Genomic DNA, 25,573 nt, shown 5'->3' on the forward strand with positions numbered 1-25,573 from the left:
CTCACGTCGTTTCGGGTCACCGTAGGGTCGCCCGCCACCTCATCGGGATGGGATGATTCGTCTCCATATCGAGATCGGTGGGGATGAAATGACCCATTTCACGGATGCGCTGTCCACGGAGGTGAATGTCCCGTTACGGGACGTGGTCGGCAACCGGGAGCTCGCGCTCGACGTCGTTCCCGAGACCCTGCGGCCGGGCGCGCTGGACGCCCCGGTGCGCTGGGCGCACGTGAGCGAGCTGCAGGACCCCGCGCCCTACCTGCTGGGCGGTGAGCTGATCCTCACCGCCGGGGTCAACCTGCCGGAGCGGATCGACCGGTACGTGCGCGGGCTGCGCGACGCCGGCGTGACGGCGCTGGGGTTCGGGCTCACCCCGACGGTCCACGAGACCCTGCCGGAGCCCCTGCGCCGGGCGTGCGCGCGGCGAGGGCTGCCGCTGCTGGTGGTGCCGTCGCACACGCCGTTCCTGGCGGTCAACCGGGCGGTCTCGGTAGCGCTGACCGAGGCCGGCCAGCGGGAGCAGCGGCGCGTCACGGCGGCACGCGAGACGCTCACCCGTGCCGCGGGTGGCGGGCTCGGCGAGCTGACCTCGGCGCTGGCGGCGGTGCTGCGGTCCTGGGTCGCCCTGGTCGGCGCCGGGGACGTGCTCGCCGCGGCCCACGACGCGCCCGCGCCGCTGCCGCCGCAGGTGCGGGAGCTGATGGCGACCGTGCGGGCGGGCAGCGGGATCCGGAGCGCGACCACCGAGCTCGACGGCGGGTTCGTCGTAGTCCAGCCGGTGTACCCGCAGGCCACGGCGTCGCACCTGGTGGTCGTCGGTAGGCCCGGGCGGCTCGACGGCGCCGAGCGGGCGATCCTCGCCGTCGGCGCGGCCCTGCTGGGCCTGGTCGGCCGCGCGGGCTCGGACGCGGCCGAGCTGGGCGCGGCGGCTACCGGCCTGCTCCTCGACCGGGTGTCCCCGGGCGACGCGGCCCGGTCGCTGCTGGGGGCCGACGTCGTCCGGCTGGTCGCCGGGGCGGCCCATCGGCGCGGTCCGGACGAGGTGGCTCGGCGCCCGGACTGGCTGCGGGCGCGGCTGGACACCCCCCTGGTCGAGGTCGGTCCCGGGCCGCGCTTCACGGCGGTCGCCGGTGCCGCGCCCGCGCCGGAGGTGCTCGAGGACCTGCGCGCGCACGGCTGGCTCGCGGCCACCGGCTCACCGGTCCCGGCAGCCCGCGCGGCCGGCGCGGTCGCGGAACTGGACCTGCTGCTCGCCCGCGCACGAGCGCTCGGCCGTCCGGTGGTGGCGGGCGAGGGACCCGCGGACCTCGGTTCGCTGCTCGACCCGGCCGCGGCGGCCGGGTTCGCGGAGCAGGCGCTGGCGCCGCTGATCGCGCTGGACGAGGCGGGGGACCGCGCCCTCGTCCGCACCTTGCGGACGTGGCTGGCCCACCACGGCGCCTGGGAGCCGACGGCGGCGGAGCTGGGCGTCCACCGCAACAGCGTCCGGCACCGGATCGCGCAGGTGGAGAAGGCGCTGGGGGTTGATCTGGCGGACCCGGAGGTCCGGATGCGGCTGTGGTTCGCGCTGCGCTGGCTCTCACCGGTCACACACAGTCCTTAAAGGGCACTCTCAGGAAAATATGGGATTGTGGGCTCGTGCGAGTTTTGGTAGTCGAGGACGAAGAACCCCTGGCCGACGCGATCGCCCGCGGGCTGCGCCGCGAGGGCATGGCCGTGGACGTCGCGCTCACCGGGGACGACGGGCACGAGAAGGCCGCCGTCACGCGGTACGACGTCGTGCTGCTGGACCGGGACCTGCCCGGGATGTCCGGGGACGAGCTGTGCCGGGAGATCGTCGCGTCCGGGGAGCTGACCCGGGTGCTGATGCTCACCGCGAGCAGCTCGGTGTCCGACCGCGTCGACGGGCTGTCCCTCGGCGCCGACGACTACCTCGCCAAGCCGTTCGCCTTCCCCGAGCTGGTCGCCCGCGTCCGGGCGCTCGGCCGCCGGGCGACGCCGGCCGCGCCGCCGCTGCTCACCGCCGGCGACGTCGAGCTGGACCCGGCCAAGCGGACCGTCCGGCGGGCGAGCGGGCCGGTCGAGCTGACGCGCAAGGAGTTCGGCGTCCTCGAGGTCCTCCTGCAGGCCGCCGGATCGGTGGTCAGCAGCGAGGAACTCCTCGAACGCGTCTGGGACGAGAACGCCGACCCGTTCACCACGACCGTCCGGGTCACCGTCATGACGCTGCGCAAGAAGCTCGGCGAGCCGGGGATCATCGAGACGGTCGTCGGGTCCGGGTACCGGGTGCCGGAACCCGGCGCGCAGCGCGCGTGAACCTGCCGGGCACCCGCAGCCTCCGCGCCCGGATCACCCTGCTGGCGACCGTGCTGGTCGCCGCCGTCAGCCTGCTGCTGCTCTGGCTCGCCTGGACGCTGGTGCGCGACTCGCTCGACACCGTCCCGCAGATGCCGCCGGGCAGCACGGTCGTCGTCGACGGCGTCACGGTCGACGCGTCGACGCTCGCCGAGCACCTGCGCGTGCACGCCCGCGACCGGATGCTGCTGTTCGGGTCGATCGCGTTCCTGCTGGTGGTGGCGGCCGCGGCGATCCTCGCCTGGACGTTCACCTCCCGCGTCCTGCTGCCGCTGCGGGAGATCACCGGCACCGCGCGGCGGCTGTCGGTCGAGTCGCTGGGGGAGCGGATCGGCGAGGTGCGCCCGCGCGACGAGCTGGCCGTGCTGGCGGAGACGTTCGACGACATGCTCGACCGGCTCCAGGCCGCCTTCGACGCGCAGCGCCACTTCGTCGCCAACGCGAGCCACGAGCTGCGGACGCCGTTGTCGGTGATCCGCACGGAACTCGACGTCACCCTCGCCGACGACGACGCCGACGAAGCCGAGCTGCGCCGGATGGGCGGGGTGGTCCGCGACGCCACCGAACGCGCCGGGCAGCTGGTGAACTCGCTGCTGCTGCTGGCCCGCACCGACGGCGCCGGGCTCGGCGTCCGCGAGCCGGTCGACCTGGCGGTGGTCGTCGACCGGGCGTGGCGCGCGGTCCGGCTCGAAGCCGAGAAACGCGGGATCCGGGCGACGTTCGCGGTGGTGCCGGCGCCCGCGTTCGGCGACCCGGCGCTGCTGGAGCGGATCGCGGGCAACCTGCTGGAGAACGGCGTCCGCCACAACGTCGAGGGCGGCTGGCTGGAGGTCATGACCCAGCCGGGGCCGCAGTGGTCGACGCTGCGGGTCCGCTCGTCCGGCGGCCTGGTCGACCCGGCGACGGTGGCGGAGCTGTTCGAGCCGTTCCGCCGGGCGGGCGTGGCCCGGACGGCCCGCTCGGGCGCGGGGCTCGGGCTGTCGATCGTCCGCGCGGCGGTGGCGGCGCACGGCGGAAACGTGACGGCGGAACCGATCGTGGGCGGCGGCCTCGGGGTGACCGTCCACCTCCCCGTCCGGTAAGCAGTCTGCCGCGGCTTGTCACGAGAGCCGCGGGAGGGCGAGGCCGGCGCGGAGAACACCCGCCGCGTGGATCATGGCCGCGCGGGCGTCCGGGTCGATCCCCACCCGGTTCGCGAAGCCGTGGAGCTGTCCTTCGTGGCGGCGGTGGACCAACGGGACTCCGGCGGAAGCGAGCCGCGCCGCGTAGGCCTCGCCTTCGTCACGAAGCAGGTCGAAGCCGCACGTTGCCACGTATGTCGGCGGGAGGCCGTCGAGGGCGTCGTCGTAGAGGACCGAAGCCCGCGGGTCCGTGTACAGCGTCGGGTCTCGCACGTACTGCGCGCGGTACCAAGCCCATTCGTCCCGGTCCAGCCGGAAGCCCGAGCCGAACTGGCGGTGCGACGCCGACTCGCCGAGCGCGTCCGTCGCCGGGGTCAGCAGCAGGGTGAACGCCGGCCGGGGCAGCTCGCCGCGGGCCGCCGCGTGGGCCACCACCGCCGCCAGGTTGCCGCCGCTGCTGTCGCCGCCCACCGCCAGCCGCGCCGGGTCGATGCCGAACTCGGCCGCGTGGCCGTGGACGAACGCGAACGCCGCGACCGCGTCCGAAGCCGCGGCGGGGAACGGGTGTTCCGGGGCCAGCCGGTAGCCGATCGACACGACCCGGACGCCGGCCTCCTCGGCCAGCAGCCGGCACGCGCCCTCGTGCGTGTCCAGGCTGCCGAGGACGAACCCGCCGCCGTGGAAGTACACGATCGCCGGTCCGGGCGCCGGCAGCCCGGCCGGCTCGTACCACCGCAGCGGCAGCGGCCCGCCCGGCCCGGGCCACGAGAGGTCCCGCGTCCGGACGCCCGGGCAGATCCCGGCGCCGGCCAGCGCGCCCGCCAGGTTCAGCTCGGCCCGGGCCCGCGTGAGGCTGCCGTTCCGGTGCGGCGCGTCGAACGGCGCGAAGCGCGCGACGCGGATGAGCACCCGGGCGGTCGGCACCGGCTGCCGCCCGTCGACCACGACCGGTCGCCCGGCGAGCACGCGCAGCACCGGCTCCGGCAGCCGCAGCAGGAGCCGCAGCCCGGTCATGATCGACCGCACGAGCAGCCGGCGCGACAGTCCTTTCAGCACACGTCCACAAAAATCGGGTTCGCGTACAACCACAAGTCCTCGAACGGGTTCGCCTGCCCGACGACGTCCGGAGTGGGCTCGGCGGCGCCGTTCGAGCCGCGCACCCGGGTGGTTGATCAGTACCACGGGCGCGCGGATGCGCTTCGCCTGTTCTTCCGACGTACCGGATCGGGCAGATCGCCCGCGGCGGGCGGGCGCACGGCGCCGACTGGATCGTCTTCACCGACCACGGGCACGCCGAGCACCATCGCGTCGTAGGAGTACTGGCTGTGCGTGTGGTGGTCGCCCACCAGCCACTGGTAGCGGCCGCCCAACCGGCTCACCTCGACGTCGGGATCGGGAGGGGGAGTCCCGTGGCGGCGGCCGCGAGCCCGGCGCCCTTGAGGAACCGGCGGTGGTCACGCGCGGACGTTGAGCCGCCGGGGTGAACGGCCGGTGTCCCGGCGGCCGACGTGTGCTGTGATCTTGGCTGTGGAAGAGACGCCCCTGGTCCGCGCGGTCGCCCCGGCCGTCGCGCTGGCCTTGGCCGCCGGTGTGGGCCTGGCGTTCGGCGTCGCGGCCCTGAAGCGCCCGCCGGACCTGCCGGTGGACACGAACCCGGCGCCCCTGGCCGGCCACACGCTCTGCGCGGCGGTTGTCGTGGTCTTCCCCGCCGACGACGAGCTGCGGGCGGCGCTGCCGGCCGTCCGTGCCGAGCCCAAAGCGCGGCGGGTGTTCGTGGACCCGCCGTCGGTCTCGCTGCTCGCCGTCCCGGGCACCGACCTCAAGGCCTGGGCGCAGGAGCTGCACGCCCGCTTCCGCACGGCCGAGCGCGTGACGGTCATCGACTCCGACGCGGCGGCGGCGCAGCTGAAACTCACCGCGCCGCCGCCGAAGTGCCCTCGGGAGTGCGAGTACTAGCGCGCCGGAACCGAGGCGACGCCCGGGGCGAGGAACGGCTTGCCGTTCACGCGCTCGGACACCCCGGAGCGGTCCAGGTACGGCGTGATGCCGCCGTTCCAGAACGGCCAGCCCGCGCCGAGGATCAGGCACAGGTCGATGTCCTGGGCCTCGGCGACCACGCCCTCGTCGAGCATGATCCGGATCTCCTCGGCGATGGCCGACAGCGCCCGCTCGCGCACCTGCTCCGAAGTGGACGGCTTGTCACCCTGAGTCCAGAGCGAAGCGACCTCCGGGTCCACCGACGCGTTGCCCTGGTCGTCCCAGACCCAGACGCCCTTCTTGCCCGCCTTGACGAACTTGGCGAGGTTCTCGGACACGGTGAACCGGTCCGGGAACGCCTCGTGCAGCGTCTCGCCGACGTGCAGCGCGATGGCCGGGCCGACGAGCTGCATCAGCGTCAGCGGCGTCATCGGCAGGCCCAGCGGCTCCAGCGCCCGGTCGGCGACGTCGAACGGCGTGCCCTCGTCGACGGTGACCAGCACCTCGCCGAGGAAGCGCAGCAGGAGCCGGTTGACGACGAACGCCGACGCGTCCTTCACCAGCACACTGGACTTCTTCAGCTGCTTGCCGACCGAGAACGCCGTCGCCAGGGACGCGTCGTCGGTCCGCTCGCCGCGGACGATCTCCAGCAGCGGCAGCACGGCGACCGGGTTGAAGAAGTGGAAGCCGACGACCCGCTCGGGGTGCCGCAGCTTCGACGCCATCGCGGTGATCGACAGCGACGAGGTGTTCGTCGCGAGGATCGCCTCGGGGGAGACGTGCTGCTCCAGCTCGGCGAACACCTGCTGCTTGACGCCCAGCTCCTCGAAGACGGCTTCGATGACGAAGTCGGCGTCGGCGAAGGCGGCCTTGTCGAGCGAGCCGGTGACGAGCGCCTTGAGCCGGTTCGCGCCGTCCGGCGAGAGGCGCTTCTTGCCCAGCAGCTTGTCGATCTCCGCGTGGACGTAGCCGACGCCCTTGTCGACGCGCTCCTGGTCGACGTCGGTCAGCACGACCGGCACCTTCAGGCGGCGCACGAACAGCAGCGCGAGCTGGCTGGCCATCAGGCCGGCGCCGACGATGCCGACCTTGTTCACCTTGCGGGCCAGGGACTTGTCCGGCGCGCCCGCCGGGCGCTTGGCGCGCTTGTTGACCAGGTTGAACGAGTACAGCCCGGCCCGCAGGACGTCGGACATGAGCAGCTCGGCGAGGGCGTCGGTCTCGGCCGCGTAGCCGCGGTCGAGGTCGTTCTCGCGGGCCAGCTCCAGCAGCTCGACGGCCTTGGTCGCGCCCGGCGACGCGCCGTGCGTGCGACCGTCCACAAGGGACTTCGCGCGGGCGATGGCGGCGTCCCAGCCGGAGCCGCGGTCGATCTCGCGGCGGGCCGGGGTGAGCTCGCCGTTGACGACGCGAGCCAGCCACAGCAGCGACTGCTCGAGGTAGTCGGCCGAGCCGAAGACCTCGTCGACGATGCCGAGCTCGGCCGCCTGCTTGACGTTGAGCATCTTGTTCTGCGCCAGGGCGTTCTCGATGATCACCGTCACGGCGGCGTCCGCGCCGATGAGGTTCGGCAGCAGCTGCGTGCCGCCCCAGCCCGGGAACAGGCCGAGGAAGACCTCGGGGAACGCGATGGCGGCGGTGTTCTCCGACAGCGTCCGGTAGTGGCAGGACAGCGCCAGCTCCAGGCCGCCGCCCATGACCGCGCCGTTGACGAACCCGAACGTCGGGATCTTCGACTCGGTGAGACGGCGGAACACGTCGTGCCCGGTCTGGGCGATCTCGCGCGCCAGCTTCGGGTCGCTCACCGATTCCACACCGGACAGATCCGCGCCGACGGCGAAGATGAACGGCTTGCCGGTGACGGCGATCGCAGCCGGCTCGGCCTCGAACGCCTTGTCCAGCGCGGTGTTCAGCGAGACGAGCCCCTGCGGGCCGAAGGTGTTCGGCCGCGTGTGGTCGTGGCCGTTGTCGAGCGTGATGAGCGCGACGGGCTTGGTGAGCCCGGGCACCTTCACCAGGCGCGTCACGGCGTGCGTGACGACCTCGTCCGGGAAGGCCGCCTTCGCTTCTTCAGCGGTGAAAGTCATTTACTTCGCCCCCTCGAAGGCCGGGTTTTCCCAGATCACGGTGCCGCCCATGCCGATGCCGATGCACATCGTCGTCATGCCGTACCGGACGTCGGGCCGCTCGGCGAACTGGCGGGCCAGCTGCGTCATGAGCCGGACGCCGGACGAGGCCAGCGGGTGGCCGCACGCGATCGCGCCGCCCCACTGGTTGACGCGCGGGTCTTCGTCGTCGATGCCGAAGTGGTCGAGGAAGGCCAGCACCTGCACGGCGAAGGCCTCGTTGATCTCGAACAGGCCGATGTCGTCGATGGACAGGCCGGTGCGCTTGAACAGCTTCTCGGTGGCCGGCACCGGGCCGATGCCCATGACCTCCGGCTCGACGCCGGCGAAGGAGTAGCCGACCAGCCGCATGGCGACCGGCAGGCCCAGCTCGCGGGCGGTGTCCTCGTCGGCGAGGAGCGACGCGGTGGCGCCGTCGTTGAGGCCCGCGGCGTTGCCGGCGGTGATCCGGCCGTGCGGGCGGAACGGCGTCTTGAGGTTCGCGAGGGTTTCCAGCGTGGTGCCCGGGCGGGGCGGCTCGTCCTCGGTGGCCAGCCCCCAGCCCAGTCCATCCATGCCCCCGCCGCCACCCTCAACGGAGGAGCTTCGCTCCGCTGATTGAATTTTGGAGCGGGTGGCGACCGGAACCAGCTCGGGGCCGATCTTGCCGGTCTTGACGGCCTCGGCGTACTTCTCCTGGCTGCGCGCGGCGTAGGCGTCGGTGCGCTGCTTGGTGATCGCGGGGAAGCGGTCGTGCAGGTTCTCGGCGGTCTGGCCCATGACGAGCGCGGTCGGGTCGACGAGCTTGTCGGCGATGATCCGCGGGTTCGGGTCGACGCCTTCGCCCATCGGGTGGCGGCCCATGTGCTCGACGCCGCCGGCGATGGCGATGTCGTAGGCGCCGAAGCCGATGCCGGACGCGGTGGTCGTGACGGCTGTCATCGCGCCGGCGCACATGCGGTCGATCGCGAAGCCCGGGACGGACTTCGGCAGGCCGGCCAGCAGCGCGGCGGTGCGGCCGATGGTCAGGCCCTGGTCGCCGATCTGGGTGGTGGCGGCGATGGCCACCTCGTCGACCCGCTCGGGCGGCAGCTCGGGGTGCCGCCGCAGCAGCTCGCGGATGGTGTTGACGACGAGGTCGTCGGCCCGGGTCCCGGCGTAGATGCCCTTGTCGCCGGCCTTGCCGAAGGGGGTCCGTACCCCCTCGACGAAGGCGACGTTTCGCACGCCCCGCGCGTTCGGCGCGAGCGGCGTTGCTGGTGCGGCCACTGAAGCTCCATGAAGTAGAGGTCTTTGCCCGCACGATAGCCCTTGTTACCCGTCGGTAACCAGTGCTGTGGCCCGGTCGAGTGGGCTACGGCACACTGTTGAGCGTCTGGCCCTTCACGAGCCAGGCCACCCCGAACGCCCACACCGCCGCGCTCTCCAGCCACAGCGCCGGGTGCAGCTCCGGCACCAGCCGCAGCCGGCTCGTCACCGCGATCAGCACCAGTGCGGCCAGGATCACCACGCCGCAGACGCGGTAGACGACGCCGACACCGGGCGGCTGCTCGCCGTCGTGGGGGAACAGGCGCAGGCAGAAGTAGGCGAGGGCGAGGAAGAACACGGCCGCGAAGGTCAGGTGCAGCACGCCGGAGGTGCGGTCCCACGCCGTCACGTCGTGGTCCGGCGTCGCGGGGAACAGCGCGAGCCCGATCGCCCCGAGCCCGGCGACGCTGCTGGCGACGTTGTCGACGAAGTCGTGGCCGTAGTAGGCGAGCAGGAACACCCCGGCGGCGCACATCGCGCCGACGAAGACGTTGCGCAGGTCGGTGTAGTAGTAGGCGCTGAGCGAGCCCTCGAGCTCGCCGCCGTCGAAGATCTGCTTGCCGAAGACGAGGACGAACGGCAGGGCCAGGCCGATCAGGCCGATGGCCCGGCGCAGGAACAGGTAGGAGTGGACGAGCGTGGTCTGCGGGGATCGGGTCGCCGTGGTCATGGCCGCCTCCAGGGGTCGCTACCGGGTTCATCGGCAGCCCCGGTGCGGTCGCTGAAGGCTCGTTACCGCGCCGGGCAGCCGATCGTTACCGCCGGGTCACGGCCGTCCCGCGGTCAGAATGGCCACGACCTCGTCGAGCAGCCGGTTGAGCAGCATGCGAGGCGGAAGATCGTCGAACGCGAGGATGTCCTGCCGTTCGCGGATCATCCGGTGCAGAGCGTCATCCCCTTGGGCGCGGAACTCTTCCAGCCGCTTGATGTACTTCTTGTCCGTCACGCCCCAGGCGTACTGCTCGGCGACCGACTTGAAACTGCCTTTGCCGAAGATCGGCGGCACGTGGTCGAGGATGGCCCGCAGCAAGGTGTGCGTGGCGTAGGTGTTCTCCATGCGGTGGTTCGCGTTCAGCTCGCGCAGGAGCGTGAGCAGCTTGGTGAGATCCCACCGGGTGCCGGTCTGTGCCGCGTCGAGGCGGGCGATGATGCCGTCGTCGGCGTAGCCGGGCGAATGAGCGCGGGGTGCCACGGCTTCTTCGGGAAGCTCGGGCACCGCCTCGTCCAGCCAGTTCACCAAGCGGACGAGGTAGTCCTCGATGGTGGTGACGCCGGTGAATTCGTCCAGGTGCGCGGGATTCAGGGTCATGGACCACTCGTCGCCGTCGCGGGGTCCGGCCGGGTCGTTCAGGAGCGGGGCGAGTTCGGCGTGGAACAGTTCGGGGACGAGCCGCAGGATCGCGTCGTCCAGGGATCCGTCCAGCTTCTTCAGCTCGGCGGCGCTGAGGGTGACCGGGGGCACCTCGAAGGGTGCCTCCGGCAGCCGGGCGATCACGAGGCGGAGGATGCGGAGGAAGAACTCGCTGTAGGGGCGGAACTCGGGCAGGTGCAGTCCGGCCGCCACGGTCAGGCTCACCGTGGTCCGGTCGGTCCGCTGCGGTTCGCTGAAGCGGACGAGGCCGTACTCCCGGAGTGAAGGGCCGCCGAGCCGGATGACCGGCAACAGGCTCAGGTGGGCCTCGGTGGTCCTGCCGGTCGCCCGGAACGTCCGGTCGACGTACCGCCACGTCGGCCACTTCCCGTGCTCGCGCAGCGGTTCGAAGATGACGCGGAGCAGGTGCCGCTCGTCGGCTTCGACCGGGGTGTAGAGATCGCCCTCGATATAGCTCATCCGCTTCAGTTCAGCACGGTGGGCAGGGTGGTGTCATCGGGAGCCGAGGTGGGCCAGCCAGCCGCCCTTCGCCGAAATGTCCTCCGCGCCCTCCGTTGCCGCCGGCTCGCACAGGAAGCCGGACACCCACCTGCCGTCCGCCAGTTCCAGCTTGCCGATCGCCAGCGGAGCCGGGATCCCGGCCACGAACTCGCCGAACCCCCGGGCCGACAGCTCCCAGACCTCGGCCGCCACCGAAACGCCCCCGGAGGCGACCCGGACCAGCCCCGGCTTCGGCGGCACCGTGTCCAGCGCGTACAGCCGGTACGACTCGGCCGTGGAGACCGACGACACGAACCGGCCGCCGCGCGAGGTCAGCTCGTGGTTCAGCGGCTGGCCACGCAGGTGCGCGCCGACCACCACGATCGGGATGCGGGAAGTCCGCAGCCCCGCCAGCGCCGCCAGTTTCAGGTCGTCGTGCGGGGCGCCGACCAGCATCACGCCGAACGGGCGACCGGCCACCGTGCCCGCCGGGACCGACAGTGCCGACAGCCCGAACAGGTTGGTCGAGTTGGTGAACCGGCCCAGCCGCGCGTTGACCGCGACCGGGTCCGCGGCGACCTCCGCGATCGTCGGGTGCTCGGTCGTCGTCGGCAACAGCAGTGCGTCGACGCCCGCCAGTGTCGCCAGCGCTTCGGTCCGCAGCCCGGCCAGCCTGCGCTGGTCCGCGAACAGCCGGTGCGCGCGGATGTCGCGGGCCGGCCCGATGATCGACCGCACTACCGGGTCGACGTCCTCCGGGTGGGCGTCGACGAACTCGCCGACCGCGGTGTACCGCTCGGCGACGAACGCGCCGCCGTACAGCAGCTGCGCCGCCTCCAGGAAAGCCGATACGTCCACAGTGGTCACTTCGACACCGGCGGCGGCGTAGTCCGCGACGGTGGCGTCGAACGCCTCCGCCCACCCCGCCGCCAACGGCCCCGGCTCGGCCGGCACGCCGAGGCGGAACCGTCCCGTGTGGACCTGCGCCGGTTCGGCCAGGCAGGTCAGCGCGAACGACGCCTCCTCGACCGTCCGCGCGAACAGCGACACGCAGTCGATGCTCGCGCACGCCGGGACGACCCCTTCCGTCGGCAGCAGCCCGGGCGTCGGCTTGAGCCCGACGATCCCGTTGAACGCCGCCGGCACCCGGCCGGAACCCGCGGTGTCCGTGCCCAGCGCGAGATCCACGATGCCGAGGGCGACCGCCACCGCGGACCCCGAGCTGGACCCGCCCGACACGTACGCCGGGTCGACGGCGTTCCGGACCGCGCCGTACGGGCTGCGCGTCCCGACCAGGCCGGTCGCGAACTGGTCGAGGTTGGTCGTGCCGAGCACCAGCGCCCCGGCCGCCCGCAGCCGCGCGACGACCGGCGCGTCGGCTTCCGGTTTGTACGCGTACGCCGGGCAGCCCGCGGTCGTCGGCAGCCCGGCGACGTCGATGTTGCCCTTGACCGCGACGAGCTTGCCGTACAGCGGCAGCCCCCGCTCTGCCAGCGAGGCGGCTTCCGCCACCACTTCGGCTTCGGGCCGGAGGTCGATCCAGATCTCCGGCCGGTCCACCTGCTCGATCCGCCGGTACGCGGCCCGCACCCGCTCCACCGCGGTGTTCGACGCCGCCTCCGCGGGGAAGCGTGCGTCGGCGGTCATCCCAGCACCACCAACGGCGTGCCGGGCGCGACCTGGTCGCCGGGGGACACGAGCACTTCGACCACCTCACCGCCGGCCGGCGCGGGGATCCGCGCCTCCGTCTTCATCGCTTCCAGCGTCACCAGCGACTGCGCGTCGTCGACGCGCTCGCCCGCCGTGACGTCCACCCGCCACACCGTCGCCGCGAACGGCGCCTCGACGACGTGGCCGCCCGGCGGCGCCTCGACGCGCTGAGGCGGCCGCGTCACCGGTTCCGGCTTCGGGTCGAACTCGCCCGCCGCGGCCCAGGCCCGCCGCTCCGCCTCGAACGCCGCCGACTGCGTCGCCCGGAACTCCGCGATGCTCGAAGCGTTGTCGGCCAGGAACTTCTGGTACTCGGCCAGCTTGAACGTGCCGTCGGTGGTGTCCAGCGGCAGCTGCCCGGCCGAACTCTTCGCGCGCAGGTCGAGCAGTTCCGCCGCCGACACGGGGTACCAGGAGATCCGGTCGAAGAACCGCAGGTTCCACGGCCGGTCGCCGCCGTGCCAGCTGTTCCACACCTGCACGGTCCGGCCGACGAACTGGTAGCCGCCCGGGCCTTCCATGCCGTAGATGCAGAGGTACGCGCCGCCGATGCCGACGGAGTTCTCCGCCGTCCACGTCCGGGCGGGGTTGTACTTCGTCGTGACGAGCCGGTGCCGCGGGTCCAGCGGTGTCGCGACCGGCGCGCCGAGGTAGACGTCGCCGAGGCCGAGCACCAGGTACTCCGCGTCGAACACCGTGCGGTACACGTCGTCCACAGTGGACAGGCCGTTGACGCGCCGGATGAACTCGATGTTCCACGGGCACCACGGCGCGTCGTCGCGGACGCCGGTCATGTACCGCTCGATCGCTTCGCGCGTCGCCGGGTCGTCCCACGACAGCGGCAGCCGGACACTGCGGCTCGGCACCTCGAGAGCGTGCGTCGGCGGCAGGTCCCGCTCCAGCTCCCGCACCAGTCCCAGCGCCTTGCCGACCGGCAGCGCGTCCGGGTCGACGTGCACCTGCAGCGACCGGATGCCGGGGGTCAGGTCGACGATCCCCGGCACGCCTTCGGCCGCCAGTCGCTCGCCGAGCGCGTGCACCCGCATCCGCAGCGCCAGGTCGAGCTTCATCTCGCCGTACTCGACGAGCAGGTTGTCGTCCCCGCTGCGGCGGTAGGTGACCGACGGCTCGTCGCCTTCGGAGGTCTGCCGGCCCATGACGCCGCCGTCGTGACGGGTGTCCCTAGTGGACGTCACCGCCGTTGCCGGCCGTCGCCGCAGCGCCGCCGCGTGGTCGGTGTCGATCGGCACGAACCGCACGGTGTCGCCCGGGCGCAGCTGCCCGAGCTTCCACCGCTCGCCGGTGGCGACCGTCGCCGGGCAGACGAACCCGCCCAGGCTGGGCCCGTCCGGGCCGAGCAGGATCGGCAGGTCGCCGGTGTAGTCGACGGCGCCGATCGCGTACGGCGTGTCGTGGATGTTCGACGGGTGCAGGCCCGCCTCGCCGCCGTCCGCGCGGGACCACTTGGGCCGCGGCCCGACGAGCCGGACACCGGTGCGGGCGGAGTTGAAGTGCACCTGCCAGTCGGTGGCGTAGAACGTGTCGACGTCTTCGGGCGTGAAGAACTCCGGTGCCGCGTGGGGTCCTTCGAGCGCGCCGATCGTCCAGTGCGTCGCGAAGTCCGGGCGGTCCGCCACCGGCCCGACGACCGGGTCCGCGGGCTCGGGCCCGGGCCGCAGGACGTCGCCCACGGCCAGCGCGCGGCCGCCGTGCCCGCCGAACTTGCCCAGGGTGAACGTCGCCGCGCTGCCGAGGAACCCGGGAACGTCGACGCCGCCGCGGACGAGCACGTAACTGCGCAACCCGGCCGTGCACGCCCGGACGTCGAGCGTGCCCCCGGCGGGCACTTCGACCGGTGTCCACAACGGAACTTCCGCGCCGTCGACCAGCACGGTGGTGGGCGCGCCGGTGACGCACACCTGGGTGGCGTGGGAGAACCGCAGCGTCACGCCGTCCACAGTGCACTCCAGGCCGGGCGCGCCTTCGGGGTTGCCCAGCGCGAGGTTGCCCAGCCGTAGCGAGCGGTCGTCCATCGGGCCGCTCGGCGGCACCCCGACGTGCCAGAACCCGGTGCGGCCCGGCCAGTCCTGCACGGTGGTCATCGTCCCGCCGCGCACGACGTCGATCCGCGGTTCCGCGTCCTCGACCCCGTCCAAAGTGGACGTGTCGTGCCGCGCCGCGCCGAACGCCGGGTCGGCGGCCGCCGCCCGCAGCTGCCCGAGGTTGGTGCGGACGCCGTCGACGCGGGTCGTCGCGAGCGCTTCCCGCAGGCGTGCGAGGGCGTCGTCGCGGTCGGTGCCGGTGCAGATCACCTTGGCCAGCAACGGGTCGTAGTGCGTGGTGACGGTCGTGCCCGGTTCGACCCAGGTGTCGACGCGGGCGTCCGCGGGCAGCGCGACCCGCGTGACGAGGCCCGCGCTCGGCCGGTGCCCCGCACTCGGGTCCTCGGCGTACACCCGGGCCTCGACGGCGTGCCCGCGCGCGACCGGCACCGCGCGGAACATCGCGCGATCGCCTTGGGCGAGGCGCAGCATCCAGGCCACGAGGTCGACCCCGTACACCGCCTCGGTGACCGGGTGCTCGACCTGCAGCCGGGTGTTGACCTCCAGGAAGGCCGCCTCTTCGCGTTCGGGGTCGTACACGTACTCGACCGTGCCCGCCGAGCGGTACCGCACCGACGAGCACAGCGCGACGGCGGAGTCCACGAGCTGCTTGCCGACCGCGGCGGGCAGGTCCGGCGCCGGGCACTCCTCGACGACCTTCTGGTTGCGCCGCTGCAGCGAGCAGTCTCGCGTGCCGAGGGCCAGCACGTCGCCGAAGCCGTCGCCGAACACCTGGACCTCGACGTGCCGGGCGCGGCGCACCAGCCGTTCGAGGAACACCCCGGCGTTCGCGAAGCTCTTGGCCGCGACGCTGCGGACGCTGTCCCACGCCTCGCGCAGCTCGCCGGGGGTCGCGCAGGCGCGCATGCCGATCCCGCCGCCGCCCCCGGTCGCTTTGAGCATCACCGGGTAGCCGACGGTCTCCGCGCGCGTCAGCGCTTCGTCCACATCGGACAGCAGGCCGGTCCCGGCCAGCAGCGGGACACCGGCCGCGATCGCCGCCTCGCGCGCGGTGTGCTTGCTGCCGAACACCTCCAGGTGCTCCGGTGCCGGGCCGGCGAACGCGAGCCCGGCGGCCTCGCAGGCCCGGGCGAACGCCGCGTCCTCGGACAGGAAGCCATAACCGGGGTGGACGGCGTCGCAGCCGGTGTCGAGGGCGGCCTGGACGATCGCGCCGGCCCGCAGGTAGCTCTCGGCGGCCGGCGCCGGGCCGAGCCGTACGGCCCGGTCGGCGAGCCGCACGTGCGGGGCGAGGCGGTCGGCGTCGGAGTACACCGCGACGGTCTCCAGACCCAGTTCCCGGGCGGTGCGCAGGATCCGGACCGCGATCTCGCCGCGGTTGGCGACGAGCAGCCTCACTCGCTGCCCCCGGGAGCCGTCACGACCATGCGGACCGGCGTCGGGTCGAACCCGTTGCAGGGGTTGTTGATCTGCGGGCAGTTCGACACGAGCACGAGGACGTCGGTTTCCGCGCGCAGCCGGACTTCCAGTCCCGGCGCGGAGATCCCGTCGACGATGCCGAGCGTGCCGTCCGCTTCGACCGGCACGTTCATGTACCAGTTGACGTTGCTGACCAGGTCGCGCTTGCCCAGCCCCCACTTCGCGCCCTCGATGAGGAAGTTCTCGACGCAGGCGTGCTGGAACCGGGTGTGCTGGCCGTAGCGGAGGCTGTTGGACTCCTTGCTGCACGCGCCCCCGAGCGTGTCGTGGCGGCCGCACGTGTCGGCGACCACGGTGAGCAGCGGCGCGCCCTCCTGGGTGCGCAGGACGCTGCCGGTGGTCAGGAAGATGCTGCGCTGTGCGGCGATCGTCGCCGCCGCGCTGTAGCGCTTGGCCGTGTCGTTCGCGTCGTAGCAGAGGAAGTCGACGGCCTGGTTGCCGCCCAGGTCGATGATCGCCAGCTCGCTGCCGCGCTTCAGCACGGTCGAGAACGGGGCTCGCGCCGGGACGTCGAAGGTCAGCTCCAGCTGGGACTGGTACGCCGTGCTCATGCGATCCCCCGTGCGGTCAGGTAGTCGGCGGTGTTCTCGAACGCGCGCCGCGCCTCGGGCGAGTGCGTCCACTCCGGACTGTCCGGGGTGGCCGGCCGGTCGCGCCAGGCGAGGACTTCGAGGTTCGTCACGGTGTAGTCGGGCCGCGGGTCGACCGGGTGCGCCACGTTGGCGACGAGCACGATCGCCGGGATTTCGATCCGCAGTTCGACGGACTTCCCGGCGCCCGCGGAGCCGGTGAACTCCAGGGCGCCCTCCGGCTGCACCCGCACGCCCTGGAAGAACGACAGGCTCGGCGGCAGGTCCCGCGGCCCGAGACCGTTCTTGGCCGCCGCCAAGGTGAACAGCGGCAGGCCGGCGGGGGAGGAGCCCTGCGGGGCGCCGTCGCCGTAGCGCTCGGTGTTGCCGTCCACAGTGGACGTCCCGCACAGGGCGTCGTGGTGCCCGCTCGAGTCCGCGACGATCGTGGCGAGCACCCGCCCCTGGTCCGACAGCAGCGCCACCTTCTCGCCGAGGTAGGCGTTCCACTGCACCTTCACCGTGTCCGCGACGTTCAGCCGCTCCCACGGCTGGTCGGCGTTGAACAGCAGCAGGTGCGCGCAGGCGTCGCCCTCGACGTCGGTGAGCCGCAGCCGCGTGCCCCGGGCCAGCACCTTGTGCGTGTAGCCGCCCCCGGCCACGGTCTCCGCCCAGGTCAGCGCCTCGGGCGCCACCCCGGGAGGGGGCGCCGGGAAGGTGCTCGCCGGGATCGACGGCATGGTTTCGACCACGGTGCCTGCCTGGGCCCTGGCGTGGTCGCGGGCGCCGTAGGTGGTGGCGGTGGTGCTCATGGACGTCCTCTCAGATCGCGGGTTCGAGGGCGGGAGCGGGGCGCAGCCGCAGCCAGCAGAGCCAGCCGATCACCAGTGCGCCGCCGACGAACTCTATCGGGAACAGCAGCATCCAGGGGGCGCCCGAACCGGTCACGTCGTAGATCTCCGCGCGCGGCCACGCGATGTCGACGATCATGGCGATCCCGTAGAGGACGGCTGCGCCGTTCAGCGGAACACCCCACCGTCCGAGGGAGAACCGGCCGGGTTCCGCGGGGAACCTCCCGCGCAGCCGCTTGACCAGCAAGGGGCCGGTGACCAGCAGGTACGCCAGGTAGACGACCACCACGGACGTCCCGGTGATCGTGCTGAACAGCGTGGGGTTGCCGAAGTTGAGCAGCAGCAGCCCGATCGCGAGCCCGCCGGAGAGCAGGGCCGGCGCGACCGGCGTCCCGGTGCGCGGATTGACCGACGAAAGCCGGGCGGACGCGGGGAGCGCGCCGTCGCGGGCCATCGCGTAGATCAGCCGGACGGTGCCCGTTTGGATCGTGAGGGTGCAGACGACGACGGCGATCGCGACGTCGGCGAGGAAGACGCGGCCGAGGGTGTCGCCGAAGACGGCGGTGATCACGTACGGCAGGCCGTGGCCGGCGAGCTGCCCGTCGGTCAGGCTCGGCGCGGCCATCAGCGCGGTGACCACCACGGCCAGCCCGCCGATCCCGGACACGAGCACGGCCCGCAGCACCGCGCGCGGCGCCGTCCTGCGCGCGTTCTTCGTCTCCTCCGCGACCGACGCGGCGGTGTCGAAGCCGTAGAGCACGTACGCCGCCATGAGCGCCGAAGCGAGTACGCCGCCGAGCCCGGCGCTCGTGCCCGGGGCGTCGTGCAGCACGACCTGCGGGCCGCGGACGGCGAACAGCCCGAGCCCGGTGACGAGCACGACCACGCCGAGCAGTTCGGCCGCGACGCCGACGTCGTTGATCCGGGCCATCAGCCAGACGCCGCCGGCGTTGACCGCGGTGGTGAAGACGAGCAGGAGCGTGCCGAGCAGCACGGCGTTGGCCGCGCCGGACGGCGACGTCACCGACGGGTCGCCGCCGACGAGCTGGAAGCCGTCCCACACCGACGGCAGCACGACCTGCAGCGCGATCGCGGCGGCCGCGAGGGCGACGACGCAGCCGAGCAGCATCATCCAGCCGGCGAGCCAGCCGAGGAAGCCGCGGGTGAGCTGTTTCGCCCACTGGTACACGGATCCGGCCAGCGGGTAGCGCGCGGCGAGCTCGGCGAAGTTCAGGGCCACGAGCAGCTGGCCGGCGAGGACGACCGGCCACGTCCAGAAGAAGAGCGGGCCGCCGAAGGAGTACCCGAAGCCGAAGAGCTGGAAGACGGTCGTGAGGATCGAGACGAAGGAGAAGCCGGCGGCGAAGGCGGAAAACCCGCCCAGTGACCGGCGGAGCTCCTGGCGGTAACCGAAGGCGGCGAGTTCGTCGGGCATGTGCGCTCCTTTTTTCGATCGCACGACAGAAATTAGGGCCGGGTCAGGACTTTTCGATCTCCGGCGCGTTAGCGGCTCGTTAACGCCCCGCTCGACGGGACGTCAACGGCGACATGCGGGTGTAACCGCACCTCGGTGCGGGTGTCCGGGCGCCCGACCTGGCAAGATCACCGCCGTGGTCAAAGGGGCGGGGGTCGGCAGGCCCAGGGCGAGCGGCGCGGCGGCGAACCGGCCGGACGCGCGGCAGGCGGTGCTCGACGCGGCGGGCGAGCTGTTCACGGACGCCGGCTACGCGGCGACGACGACGCGCGCGATCGCCGAACGCGCGGGCCTGCGCCAGGCGTCGCTCTACTACCACTTCCCGGCGAAGGAGGACATCCTCGCGGCGCTGCTGGCCGAGACGGTCCGGCCGTCGCTGGACGTGGCCGCCCGCCTGGTCGCGGGCCCGGCCCCGGCGGCGGTCCGGTTGTGGGCGCTGGCGTACGCCGACATCGGCCTGCTCGGCGGAGCCCGCCACAACCTGGGGGCGCTGTACCTGCTGCCGGAGGTGTCGTCGCCCAACCTGGCCCGCTTCCGCGCGGAGCGGGCGGAGCTGAAGTCGGCGTACGGAAGCCTGGTGGCGGCGGCCGGCGTGGCACCTTCTTCGGTGGCGATCCGCACGGACCTGGTGTTCGGCCTGGTGGAGAGCATCGCGGTGATCCGCCGCGACGACCCCGCGCTGGACGTCGAGGCCCATGTGCGAGAAGGGGCCGACGGGGTGGTCAGGCTGGTAGGGCTGCCGGAGCCGACGGAGGAGCTGCGCGCCGAGGCCCACGCCCTGCTGGCGACGCTCGCGGGCTAGTGCGTCAGGACGCCGTCGTCTGGAGGGCCTTGCTCAGCGCCGTCACCGTCAGCTCCACCTGCCACGGCCGGGCCCCGCCCGCGCGCAGCACCGCCGCCACCGACTCCTCATCGGTTTCCGCCGGCGGGCGCCAGCACGTGCGCCGCACCAGGTCGGGCAGCAGCAGGTTCTCCACCGGCAGCCTGCGGTCCTCCGCGATCGCCGCCAGCCCGGCCCGGGCCGCCGACAGCCGGGCCGCCGCGTCCGGGTCCTTGTCCGCCCAGCGGTTCACCGGGGGCGGGCCGTCCGTCGGCTGCGACGGCGACGGCAGCTCCGACGCCGGCAGCGCCCGGGCCGCCTGCAGGTGCCGCAGCCAGCTCGCCGTGTACTTGCGCTGGACCCGGCCGCTGAACACCGGGAGCGCCTGGAGCTCCTCGACCGTCTTCGGGTCCGCCGTCACCGCGTTGATGATCGCGCTGTCGGGGAGGATGCGGCTCGGAGCGCGGTCGCGCTTGCGGGCCAGCTCGTCGCGGGCCTGCCACAGCTCGCGGACCGCCGCCAGCCCGCGCGGGTTGCGGATCTTGTGCACGCCCGACGTCCGGCGCCACGGCTCGGCCCGCGGCGCGGGCGGCGGGGCGGTGCGGACGAACTCGAACTCCTGCTGCGCCCACTCCAGCTTGCCCTGGGCGCCCAGCTCCGCCTCCAGCTTTTCGCGCAGCTGGACGAGCAGCTCGACGTCGAGGGCCGCGTAGTTGAGCCAGTCGACCGGCAGCGGCCGCTTCGACCAGTCCGCCGCGCTGTGCCCCTTCTCGAGGGTGTAGCCGAGCAGCAGCTCGACGAGCGTCCCGAGCGCCACGCGTTCGTAGCCCGCCAGCCGGCCGGCCAGCTCGGTGTCGAACAGCGCCGCCGGGCGCAGGTCCAGCTCGGCGAGGCAGGGGAGGTCCTGGGAGGCGGCGTGCAGCACCCACTCCAGGTCGTTGAGGACGTCGCGCAGCGGCTGGAGGTCGTCGGCCAGTGCGATCGGGTCGATCAGCACCGTGCCGGAACCCTCGCGGCGCAGCTGCACGAGGTAGGCCTTGGGCCAGTACCGGTAGCCGGACGCACGTTCGGTGTCGACGGCGACCGCGCCGGTGCCCGCGGCGAGCTTCGCGCAGGCCTCGGCCAGCGCGATCGGATCGGCGACCACCGGGGGCGTGCCCTCGGCGGGTTCGCGTAGCAGCACAGGGCCGCCCGTGGACTCGATCTCCATCCCGGTGTCCTCGGCCTCTGCACTTCCCATGGATGACGACCCTACGGGACGGGCATACCGCGCCTGGTCTGCCCGCCCCGCAGGGCTGTTCGCTTGCGTCAGCGGATCACGCCGGCCCGCATGGCCAGCGCCACCATCTGGGCCCGGTCGCCCGTGCCGAGCTTGCGCCCGATCCGGGACAGGTGGGACTTGACGGTGAGAGCGGAGAGCGAAAGCTCCTCGCCGATCTCCTTGTTGGACTGCCCGTCGGCGACCAGCTGGAGCACCTCCACCTCACGAGCGGACAGCTCGCGCGGGGTGTTGTCGGTGCCCGCGACGCGGGTCCCGGTGGCCAGCACCGGAGCCACGCTCGGGTCGGCGTAGACGCCGCCTTCGAGCACGCGCCGCACGCCGTCGGTCACGACGACCGGCGACGCGGACTTCAGCAGGTACGCCTGGGCCCCGGCCTGGAAGGCCGAGCGGACCGCGTACGGGTCGTCCGAGGATGCGAGTACGACCACGCGCGGCCAGCCGTGGCTACGAAGTTCCGTAACCAGCTCGATGCCGCTGCCGTCCGGCAGTCCGAGATCGAGGATCGCCAGGTCACAAGGCCCGGTGGCCTGTGCTCGCGCCCTCGCCTCGGCCACCGTGGCGGCCTCGTGGACGGTCCCCGCACCCATCTGTGCGAGTCTTGCTGCGATTGCCTCCCTCAACAGCGGGTGGTCATCGACCACCAACACGGAAAAGAGCTCTTCCCGCGGGTGCGGAACCATGCTCGCCGGCAACGCGCCGGCTGGCGTGGATCGGACGGCCTGAGATAAGCCGACGGTAGCCACGTCACTACCTCCCTGGAGTCGGTCGTGCCCCCCGACCGGCACCGGGACCTTCGGCCGTTCAGCCGCGCCAGCTTTAGACCGAAAGTGGTGTCGTCGAAGGCACTGTAGCCGCCCGGAGGCCGTTGCGGGGGGATCGAATGGGTATCTATCTCAAACGAACAGTCACTCAGTGGGTTCGTAGTAACACGATCGGGCTAGTACACGGCCGGTTGTTAACGGATAGCCCAGCGAACACGATGCAAAGAAGTTACCGGCGTCCAAATGGCCGTGCAGATGAGGTGTGCAGCTGCCGGTGCGCCTAGTGACCAGGGGCCGGATGGCGGTCTCGGCGGGTCGGAATGTGGCTCCGGCCGGGGCATGATCAACTCCGTGGCCCCGCTCCCGCGGCCCTTCGGGGACGAGGTTCCGGTGACTGTCCGTGGCGCTCCCGGGCGTCCCGCGGCGCCGGAACCCCAAGTTGATCTTGTTGCGGTGCGTGACCGCGCGGAGTCACGAACGGGGAGACGTGAAACGGCCTCAGAGGCGTTCGGGCGAGCGCCGGGGCTCAAGGGTCGGTCCGGGTGGTTTCGTACGTCCGGGGGTGCCGTGGACGGCCGTTCGGGGGTGAACGGCGTTCTACGGACGTGAGATTTGCTCACATCCGTACAAGCGGTCCCTGACGGACGGGACGGCGGCGCTCCGCCGTTGCCGATTCGTTGCCGACGATCGCCCGGACGCCGGGGATCAGGAGCTCTGGCGCTGCCCGAAGAGCGTCACGCCGACCGGCGGCAGGCCCACGACGCTGGCCATCACCTGGCAGAAGGCCTGCCCGTGCGGCAGCAGCCCGGCGTCCATCGGCGTCCACGACGCCCGCAGCTCCAGGTCGTCGGTCCGCGCGGGGCCGGAGATGTCGCCGAAGCGGGCCGAGGACGTCTCCGTCACCGTGCCGCCCAGCGCCTTCCAGCTCGCGCCCGACACCTCCAGCGCGTCGGTCAGCCACGACCAGCCCACCGCGGGCAGGAAGGGATCGGTCGCCAGCTCGCGGTCCAGCTCCGCGCGCACGTACATGACGAGCCTCAGGACGCCGTCCCAGCCGTCCTGGCCGTCCGGGTCGTGCAGCAGGACCAGCCGGCCCGAGGCCAGCACGTCCGCGGGGCCGGAGACCTCGCAGCTGACCGCGTACGACCACGGCGCGAGCCGCTGCGGCGGGCGCATCGGCTCCAGCAGCACCTCCCGGCGGGGCCGGACGGACTGCAGCGCCGAAACTGCTTCGCGGAAGAGTTCGGGCACTGGCGTCATCGCGGTCACGCTTCGACTTTAGGGCGGGCACGGCCCGTTGCGGGCGCAGGCGCGCCGATGGAAGCGCCGCCGCCGGCCCGTGGCACGATTGACGGCGATGTCTCCGACCACGCCCCTGCCGCAGCAGGCCGCCCCGTCCGGCCGCCGCGAGCTGCCCGAAGCCCCGTTCCTGGCCGCCGCGCGCGGCGAACGCCCGGCCCGCACGCCCGTCTGGTTCATGCGCCAGGCGGGCCGCTCGCTGCCCGAGTACCGCGCGCTGCGCGAGGGCGTGCCGATGCTGGACGCCTGTTTCGACCCCGAGATGCTCGCCGAAATCACGCTGCAGCCGGTGCGACGGCACGGCGTCGACGCGGCCATCCTCTTCAGCGACATCGTCGTCCCGCTCAAGGCCGCGGGCGTCGACATCGACATCGTTCCCGGCACCGGCCCGGTGGTCGCCACGCCGGTGCGCGACCTCGCCGCCGTCAAGGCGCTGCCCGAGCTGGGCACCGACCAGGTCTCGCCGGTCGCCGAGGGCGTGCAGCTGCTGGTCGAGCGGCTGGGCGAGACGCCGCTGATCGGCTTCGCCGGCGCGCCGTTCACGCTGGCCAGCTACCTCATCGAGGGCGGCCCGAGCCGCAACCACGAGCACACGAAGGCGCTGATGCACTCGGCGCCGGAGGTCTGGCACGAGCTGGCCGGGCGCCTGGCCGACATCGCGCTGACTTTCCTGCGCGCGCAGCTCGACGCCGGCGTCGACGCGGTCCAGCTGTTCGACTCCTGGGCCGGCGCGCTCTCCGAGCGGGACTACCGCCGGTTCGTCCTGCCGCACTCGGCGCGGGTCCTCGAGGGCGTCGCCGCGTACGGCGTGCCGCGCATCCACTTCGGCGTCGGCACCGGCGAGCTGCTGCCCGCGATGCGCGACGCCGGGGCGGACGTCGTCGGCGTCGACTGGCGCATCCCCCTCGACGATGCGGTGCGGCGCCTCGGTGGCCACGCGGTCGTGCAGGGCAACCTCGACCCGGCGCTGCTGCACGCGTCCTGGCCGGTGCTCGAAGCCGAGGTCCGCCGGATCGTCGAAGAGGGCAAGGCGGCCGACGGCCACATCTTCAACCTGGGCCACGGCGTGCTGCCGGGCGTCGACCCGGACGTGCTGACCCGCGTGGTCGGGCTGGTGCACGAGCTGTGAAGCGCGTCGCGGTCGTCGGCGGCGGCGTCTCCGGGCTGGCCGCGGCGTACCGCCTGCGGCGCCTGCTCGGCGAGAGCGCCGAGATCGTCGTGTTCGAGAAGACGAAGACCCCGGGCGGCAAGCTGCGCACGGCCGAGCTGGCCGGCGTGCCCTACGACGTCGGCGCGGAGGCGTTCCTCGTCCGCCGTCCCGAGATGCTCGCGCTGGTCCGCGAACTCGGGCTCGACGTCGTGAACCCGACGAAGGCGCGCGCGAAGATCCACGCCGGCGGCAGCGTCACCGGCCTGCCGCCGGGCACCGTCATGGGCGTCCCGGCCTCGGCCGAATCGGTGGCGGGGGTGCTGTCGGAGGCGGGGCGGCGGGCCGTCGAGGCCGAGCCGTCGCTGCCCGAGCTGCGGTTGCCGAGCGGCGACCTGCCGCTCGGGCCGCTGCTGCGCGAACGCTTCGGCGACGAGCTGGTCGACCGGCTCGTCGACCCGCTGCTCGGTGGCGTCTACGCCGGTGGCGCGGACGGCCTCGGCCTGCGCGCGACCATGCCGGGCCTGGCCGCGGCGGTGGCCGCGGGCGCCGGCTCGCTGACGGCGGCCGCGAAGGCCCAGCTGCCCGCGAACCCGTCCACGGCGCCGGTGTTCGGCACGGTCCGGGGCGGCCTGGGCACGGTGATCGACCGGCTGACCGAGCTGTCCGGCGCCGAGCTGAGGACCGGGCTTCCGGTGTGCGAGATCGCCCGGCACGGCCCGGGCTGGCGGCTGCGGATCGGCGCGAACCCGACCGCGCACGCGCCCGCGGACAACACGGTCGAGGCCGACGCGGTGCTGCTCGCGGTGCCGGCGCCCTCGGCCCGGCGGCTGCTGGCCGACCTGGTACCGGCGGCTTCGGCGGCGTTCGGCGAGGTCGAGCTGGCGTCGATGGCGGTGGTGGCGCTGGCGCTGCCGCCGGGAACGCCGCTGCCCGACGCGTCGGGGATCCTGATCGGCCAGGGCGAACGGGACGCTTCGGGCAGGCCGTACGCGGCGAAGGCGTTCACGTTCTCTTCGCGCAAGTGGACGCACTTCGGCTCGGGGCCGGTGCTGGTCCGCGGTTCGGTGGGCCGGTTCGGCGAGCTGGGCGCGTTGCAGGCCGACGACGTCGAGCTGGTCCGCGTGGTCCGCGACGACCTCGCGCGGCTGACCGGCGTCACGGCGGCGCCGATCGAGACCCTGGTGACGCGCTGGGGCGGTGGGCTGCCGCAGTACGGCACGGGCCACCTCGAGCGCGTCGAGCGGATCGAGAAGGCGGTCGCCGGGGTCCCGGGGCTGGCGGTGGCGGGGGCGACCCTGCACGGCGTGGGCCTGCCGGCGTGCGTGGCGACGGCCGAGGCGGCGGCCCACCGGATCGCCGCGCACCTTTCCGCGTGAGTGCGCTCACCCGGCCCCGTG

At 73.1% G+C, this 25,573-nt stretch carries 20 protein-coding genes and 1 pseudogene; 7 read left to right on the forward strand and 14 right to left on the reverse strand.

The features are described 5' to 3' along the window. Positions 1-142: 142 nt before the first annotated feature. The 3 genes from AB0J40_RS02160 to AB0J40_RS02170 are packed head-to-tail and all read left to right on the forward strand — an operon-like array spanning position 143 to position 3,437. Positions 143-1,603, forward strand: a complete 1,461-nt coding sequence (locus tag AB0J40_RS02160; RefSeq protein WP_364446278.1) for a PucR family transcriptional regulator — start codon at positions 143-145, stop codon at positions 1,601-1,603. A 35-nt stretch (positions 1,604-1,638) separates the two neighbouring features. Continuing rightward, positions 1,639-2,316: a response regulator transcription factor gene (locus tag AB0J40_RS02165; RefSeq protein ID WP_364446280.1), complete on the forward strand. Its 678-nt coding sequence runs from the start codon at positions 1,639-1,641 to the stop codon at positions 2,314-2,316. After that, positions 2,313-3,437 carry a HAMP domain-containing sensor histidine kinase gene (locus tag AB0J40_RS02170; RefSeq protein WP_364446282.1) on the forward strand — a complete coding sequence of 375 codons (1,125 nt, stop codon included), beginning with the start codon at positions 2,313-2,315 and terminating at the stop codon, positions 3,435-3,437. The genes AB0J40_RS02165 and AB0J40_RS02170 overlap by 4 nt, the downstream gene beginning before the upstream one ends. A gap of 18 nt (positions 3,438-3,455) precedes the next feature. Here the strand turns inward: AB0J40_RS02170 and AB0J40_RS02175 are convergent, their stop codons facing one another. Both AB0J40_RS02175 and AB0J40_RS02180 read right to left on the reverse strand, forming a co-directional pair. Beyond that, a complete protein-coding gene (locus AB0J40_RS02175) occupies positions 3,456-4,532 on the reverse strand; it encodes an alpha/beta hydrolase (RefSeq protein ID WP_364446283.1) in 1,077 nt (358 codons plus the stop codon). Positions 4,533-4,777: 245 nt separating this feature from the next. Next, positions 4,778-4,932: pseudogene (locus tag AB0J40_RS02180) on the reverse strand (twin-arginine translocation signal domain-containing protein); the annotation flags it as partial. Positions 4,933-5,003: 71 nt separating this feature from the next. On the opposite strand from AB0J40_RS02180, the gene AB0J40_RS02185 reads away from it, so the two are divergent. Beyond that, on the forward strand, positions 5,004-5,432 hold the full coding sequence (locus AB0J40_RS02185; protein WP_364446285.1) for a hypothetical protein: 429 nt from the start codon (positions 5,004-5,006) through the stop codon (positions 5,430-5,432). On the opposite strand, the gene AB0J40_RS02190 is transcribed toward AB0J40_RS02185, so the two are convergent. From AB0J40_RS02190 to AB0J40_RS02230, 9 genes are all read right to left on the reverse strand, one after another. Then, entirely contained in the window at positions 5,429-7,540 is a 2,112-nt protein-coding gene (locus tag AB0J40_RS02190; protein WP_364446286.1) for a 3-hydroxyacyl-CoA dehydrogenase NAD-binding domain-containing protein, read from the reverse strand. The two genes, AB0J40_RS02185 and AB0J40_RS02190, sit on opposite strands and share 4 nt — an antisense overlap. Further along, a complete protein-coding gene (locus AB0J40_RS02195) occupies positions 7,541-8,785 on the reverse strand; it encodes a thiolase family protein (RefSeq protein WP_364447275.1) in 1,245 nt (414 codons plus the stop codon). Between the two features lie 127 nt (positions 8,786-8,912). Beyond that, positions 8,913-9,536: a DUF998 domain-containing protein gene (locus tag AB0J40_RS02200; protein WP_364446288.1), complete on the reverse strand. Its 624-nt coding sequence runs from the start codon at positions 9,534-9,536 to the stop codon at positions 8,913-8,915. Positions 9,537-9,632: 96 nt separating this feature from the next. Then, complete coding sequence (locus AB0J40_RS02205) at positions 9,633-10,697, reverse strand: hypothetical protein (protein ID WP_364446289.1); 1,065 nt, start codon at positions 10,695-10,697, stop codon at positions 9,633-9,635. A 33-nt stretch (positions 10,698-10,730) separates the two neighbouring features. Then, positions 10,731-12,365, reverse strand: a complete 1,635-nt coding sequence (locus AB0J40_RS02210; protein WP_364446291.1) for an allophanate hydrolase — start codon at positions 12,363-12,365, stop codon at positions 10,731-10,733. Then, positions 12,362-15,889 carry an urea carboxylase gene (uca, locus tag AB0J40_RS02215; RefSeq protein WP_364446292.1) on the reverse strand — a complete coding sequence of 1,176 codons (3,528 nt, stop codon included), beginning with the start codon at positions 15,887-15,889 and terminating at the stop codon, positions 12,362-12,364. Before uca ends, AB0J40_RS02210 begins: the two co-directional genes overlap by 4 nt. Then, positions 15,886-16,521, reverse strand: coding sequence for an urea amidolyase associated protein UAAP2 (locus AB0J40_RS02220; RefSeq protein WP_364446296.1), 636 nt, complete (start codon positions 16,519-16,521; stop codon positions 15,886-15,888). Before AB0J40_RS02220 ends, uca begins: the two co-directional genes overlap by 4 nt. Then, positions 16,518-17,351 carry an urea amidolyase associated protein UAAP1 gene (locus AB0J40_RS02225; protein WP_364446298.1) on the reverse strand — a complete coding sequence of 278 codons (834 nt, stop codon included), beginning with the start codon at positions 17,349-17,351 and terminating at the stop codon, positions 16,518-16,520. Before AB0J40_RS02225 ends, AB0J40_RS02220 begins: the two co-directional genes overlap by 4 nt. Positions 17,352-17,361: 10 nt before the next feature. Beyond that, positions 17,362-18,825, reverse strand: coding sequence for an amino acid permease (locus AB0J40_RS02230; RefSeq protein WP_364446299.1), 1,464 nt, complete (start codon positions 18,823-18,825; stop codon positions 17,362-17,364). 175 nt (positions 18,826-19,000) lie between these two features. Here AB0J40_RS02230 and AB0J40_RS02235 point away from each other — a divergent pair, with 175 nt between their 5' ends. Next, a complete protein-coding gene (locus tag AB0J40_RS02235; protein ID WP_364446301.1) occupies positions 19,001-19,666 on the forward strand; it encodes a helix-turn-helix domain-containing protein in 666 nt (221 codons plus the stop codon). Between the two features lie 4 nt (positions 19,667-19,670). On the opposite strand, the gene AB0J40_RS02240 is transcribed toward AB0J40_RS02235, so the two are convergent. From AB0J40_RS02240 to AB0J40_RS02250, 3 genes are all read right to left on the reverse strand, one after another. Then, complete coding sequence (locus AB0J40_RS02240) at positions 19,671-20,894, reverse strand: ribonuclease D (RefSeq protein ID WP_364447278.1); 1,224 nt, start codon at positions 20,892-20,894, stop codon at positions 19,671-19,673. Between the two features lie 98 nt (positions 20,895-20,992). Next, positions 20,993-21,709, reverse strand: a complete 717-nt coding sequence (locus tag AB0J40_RS02245; RefSeq protein WP_033291604.1) for a response regulator transcription factor — start codon at positions 21,707-21,709, stop codon at positions 20,993-20,995. Positions 21,710-22,432: 723 nt separating this feature from the next. After that, the gene (locus AB0J40_RS02250; RefSeq protein WP_364446303.1) at positions 22,433-22,996 is read right to left on the reverse strand and encodes a DUF3000 domain-containing protein; all 564 of its coding nucleotides are present in this window, start codon (positions 22,994-22,996) and stop codon (positions 22,433-22,435) included. A gap of 88 nt (positions 22,997-23,084) precedes the next feature. On the opposite strand from AB0J40_RS02250, the gene hemE reads away from it, so the two are divergent. Both hemE and hemG read left to right on the forward strand, forming a co-directional pair. Continuing rightward, positions 23,085-24,155, forward strand: coding sequence for a uroporphyrinogen decarboxylase (gene hemE / locus AB0J40_RS02255; RefSeq protein ID WP_364446304.1), 1,071 nt, complete (start codon positions 23,085-23,087; stop codon positions 24,153-24,155). Beyond that, the gene (gene hemG, locus AB0J40_RS02260) at positions 24,152-25,552 is read left to right on the forward strand and encodes a protoporphyrinogen oxidase (protein ID WP_364446306.1); all 1,401 of its coding nucleotides are present in this window, start codon (positions 24,152-24,154) and stop codon (positions 25,550-25,552) included. The genes hemE and hemG overlap by 4 nt, the downstream gene beginning before the upstream one ends. Positions 25,553-25,573: the final 21 nt, after the last annotated feature.

The sequence above is a fragment of the Amycolatopsis sp. NPDC049691 genome, assembly GCF_040675005.1.
Classification (GTDB): Bacteria; Actinomycetota; Actinomycetes; order Mycobacteriales; family Pseudonocardiaceae; genus Amycolatopsis.

Excerpts from the sequence above, each read along its gene's own strand:
- AB0J40_RS02210 (WP_364446291.1), bottom strand. The coding sequence starts at position 12,365 with ATGACCGCCGACGCACGCTTCCCCGCGGAGGCGGCGTCGAACACCGCG.
- AB0J40_RS02190 (WP_364446286.1), bottom strand. The coding sequence starts at position 7,540 with ATGACTTTCACCGCTGAAGAAGCGAAGGCGGCCTTCCCGGACGAGGTC.
- AB0J40_RS02220 (WP_364446296.1), bottom strand. The coding sequence starts at position 16,521 with ATGAGCACGGCGTACCAGTCCCAGCTGGAGCTGACCTTCGACGTCCCG.
- AB0J40_RS02205 (WP_364446289.1), bottom strand. The coding sequence starts at position 10,697 with ATGAGCTATATCGAGGGCGATCTCTACACCCCGGTCGAAGCCGACGAG.
- hemE (WP_364446304.1), top strand. The coding sequence starts at position 23,085 with ATGTCTCCGACCACGCCCCTGCCGCAGCAGGCCGCCCCGTCCGGCCGC.
- AB0J40_RS02230 (WP_364446299.1), bottom strand. The coding sequence starts at position 18,825 with ATGCCCGACGAACTCGCCGCCTTCGGTTACCGCCAGGAGCTCCGCCGG.
- AB0J40_RS02240 (WP_364447278.1), bottom strand. The coding sequence starts at position 20,894 with ATGGAGATCGAGTCCACGGGCGGCCCTGTGCTGCTACGCGAACCCGCC.
- AB0J40_RS02200 (WP_364446288.1), bottom strand. The coding sequence starts at position 9,536 with ATGACCACGGCGACCCGATCCCCGCAGACCACGCTCGTCCACTCCTAC.
- AB0J40_RS02225 (WP_364446298.1), bottom strand. The coding sequence starts at position 17,351 with ATGAGCACCACCGCCACCACCTACGGCGCCCGCGACCACGCCAGGGCC.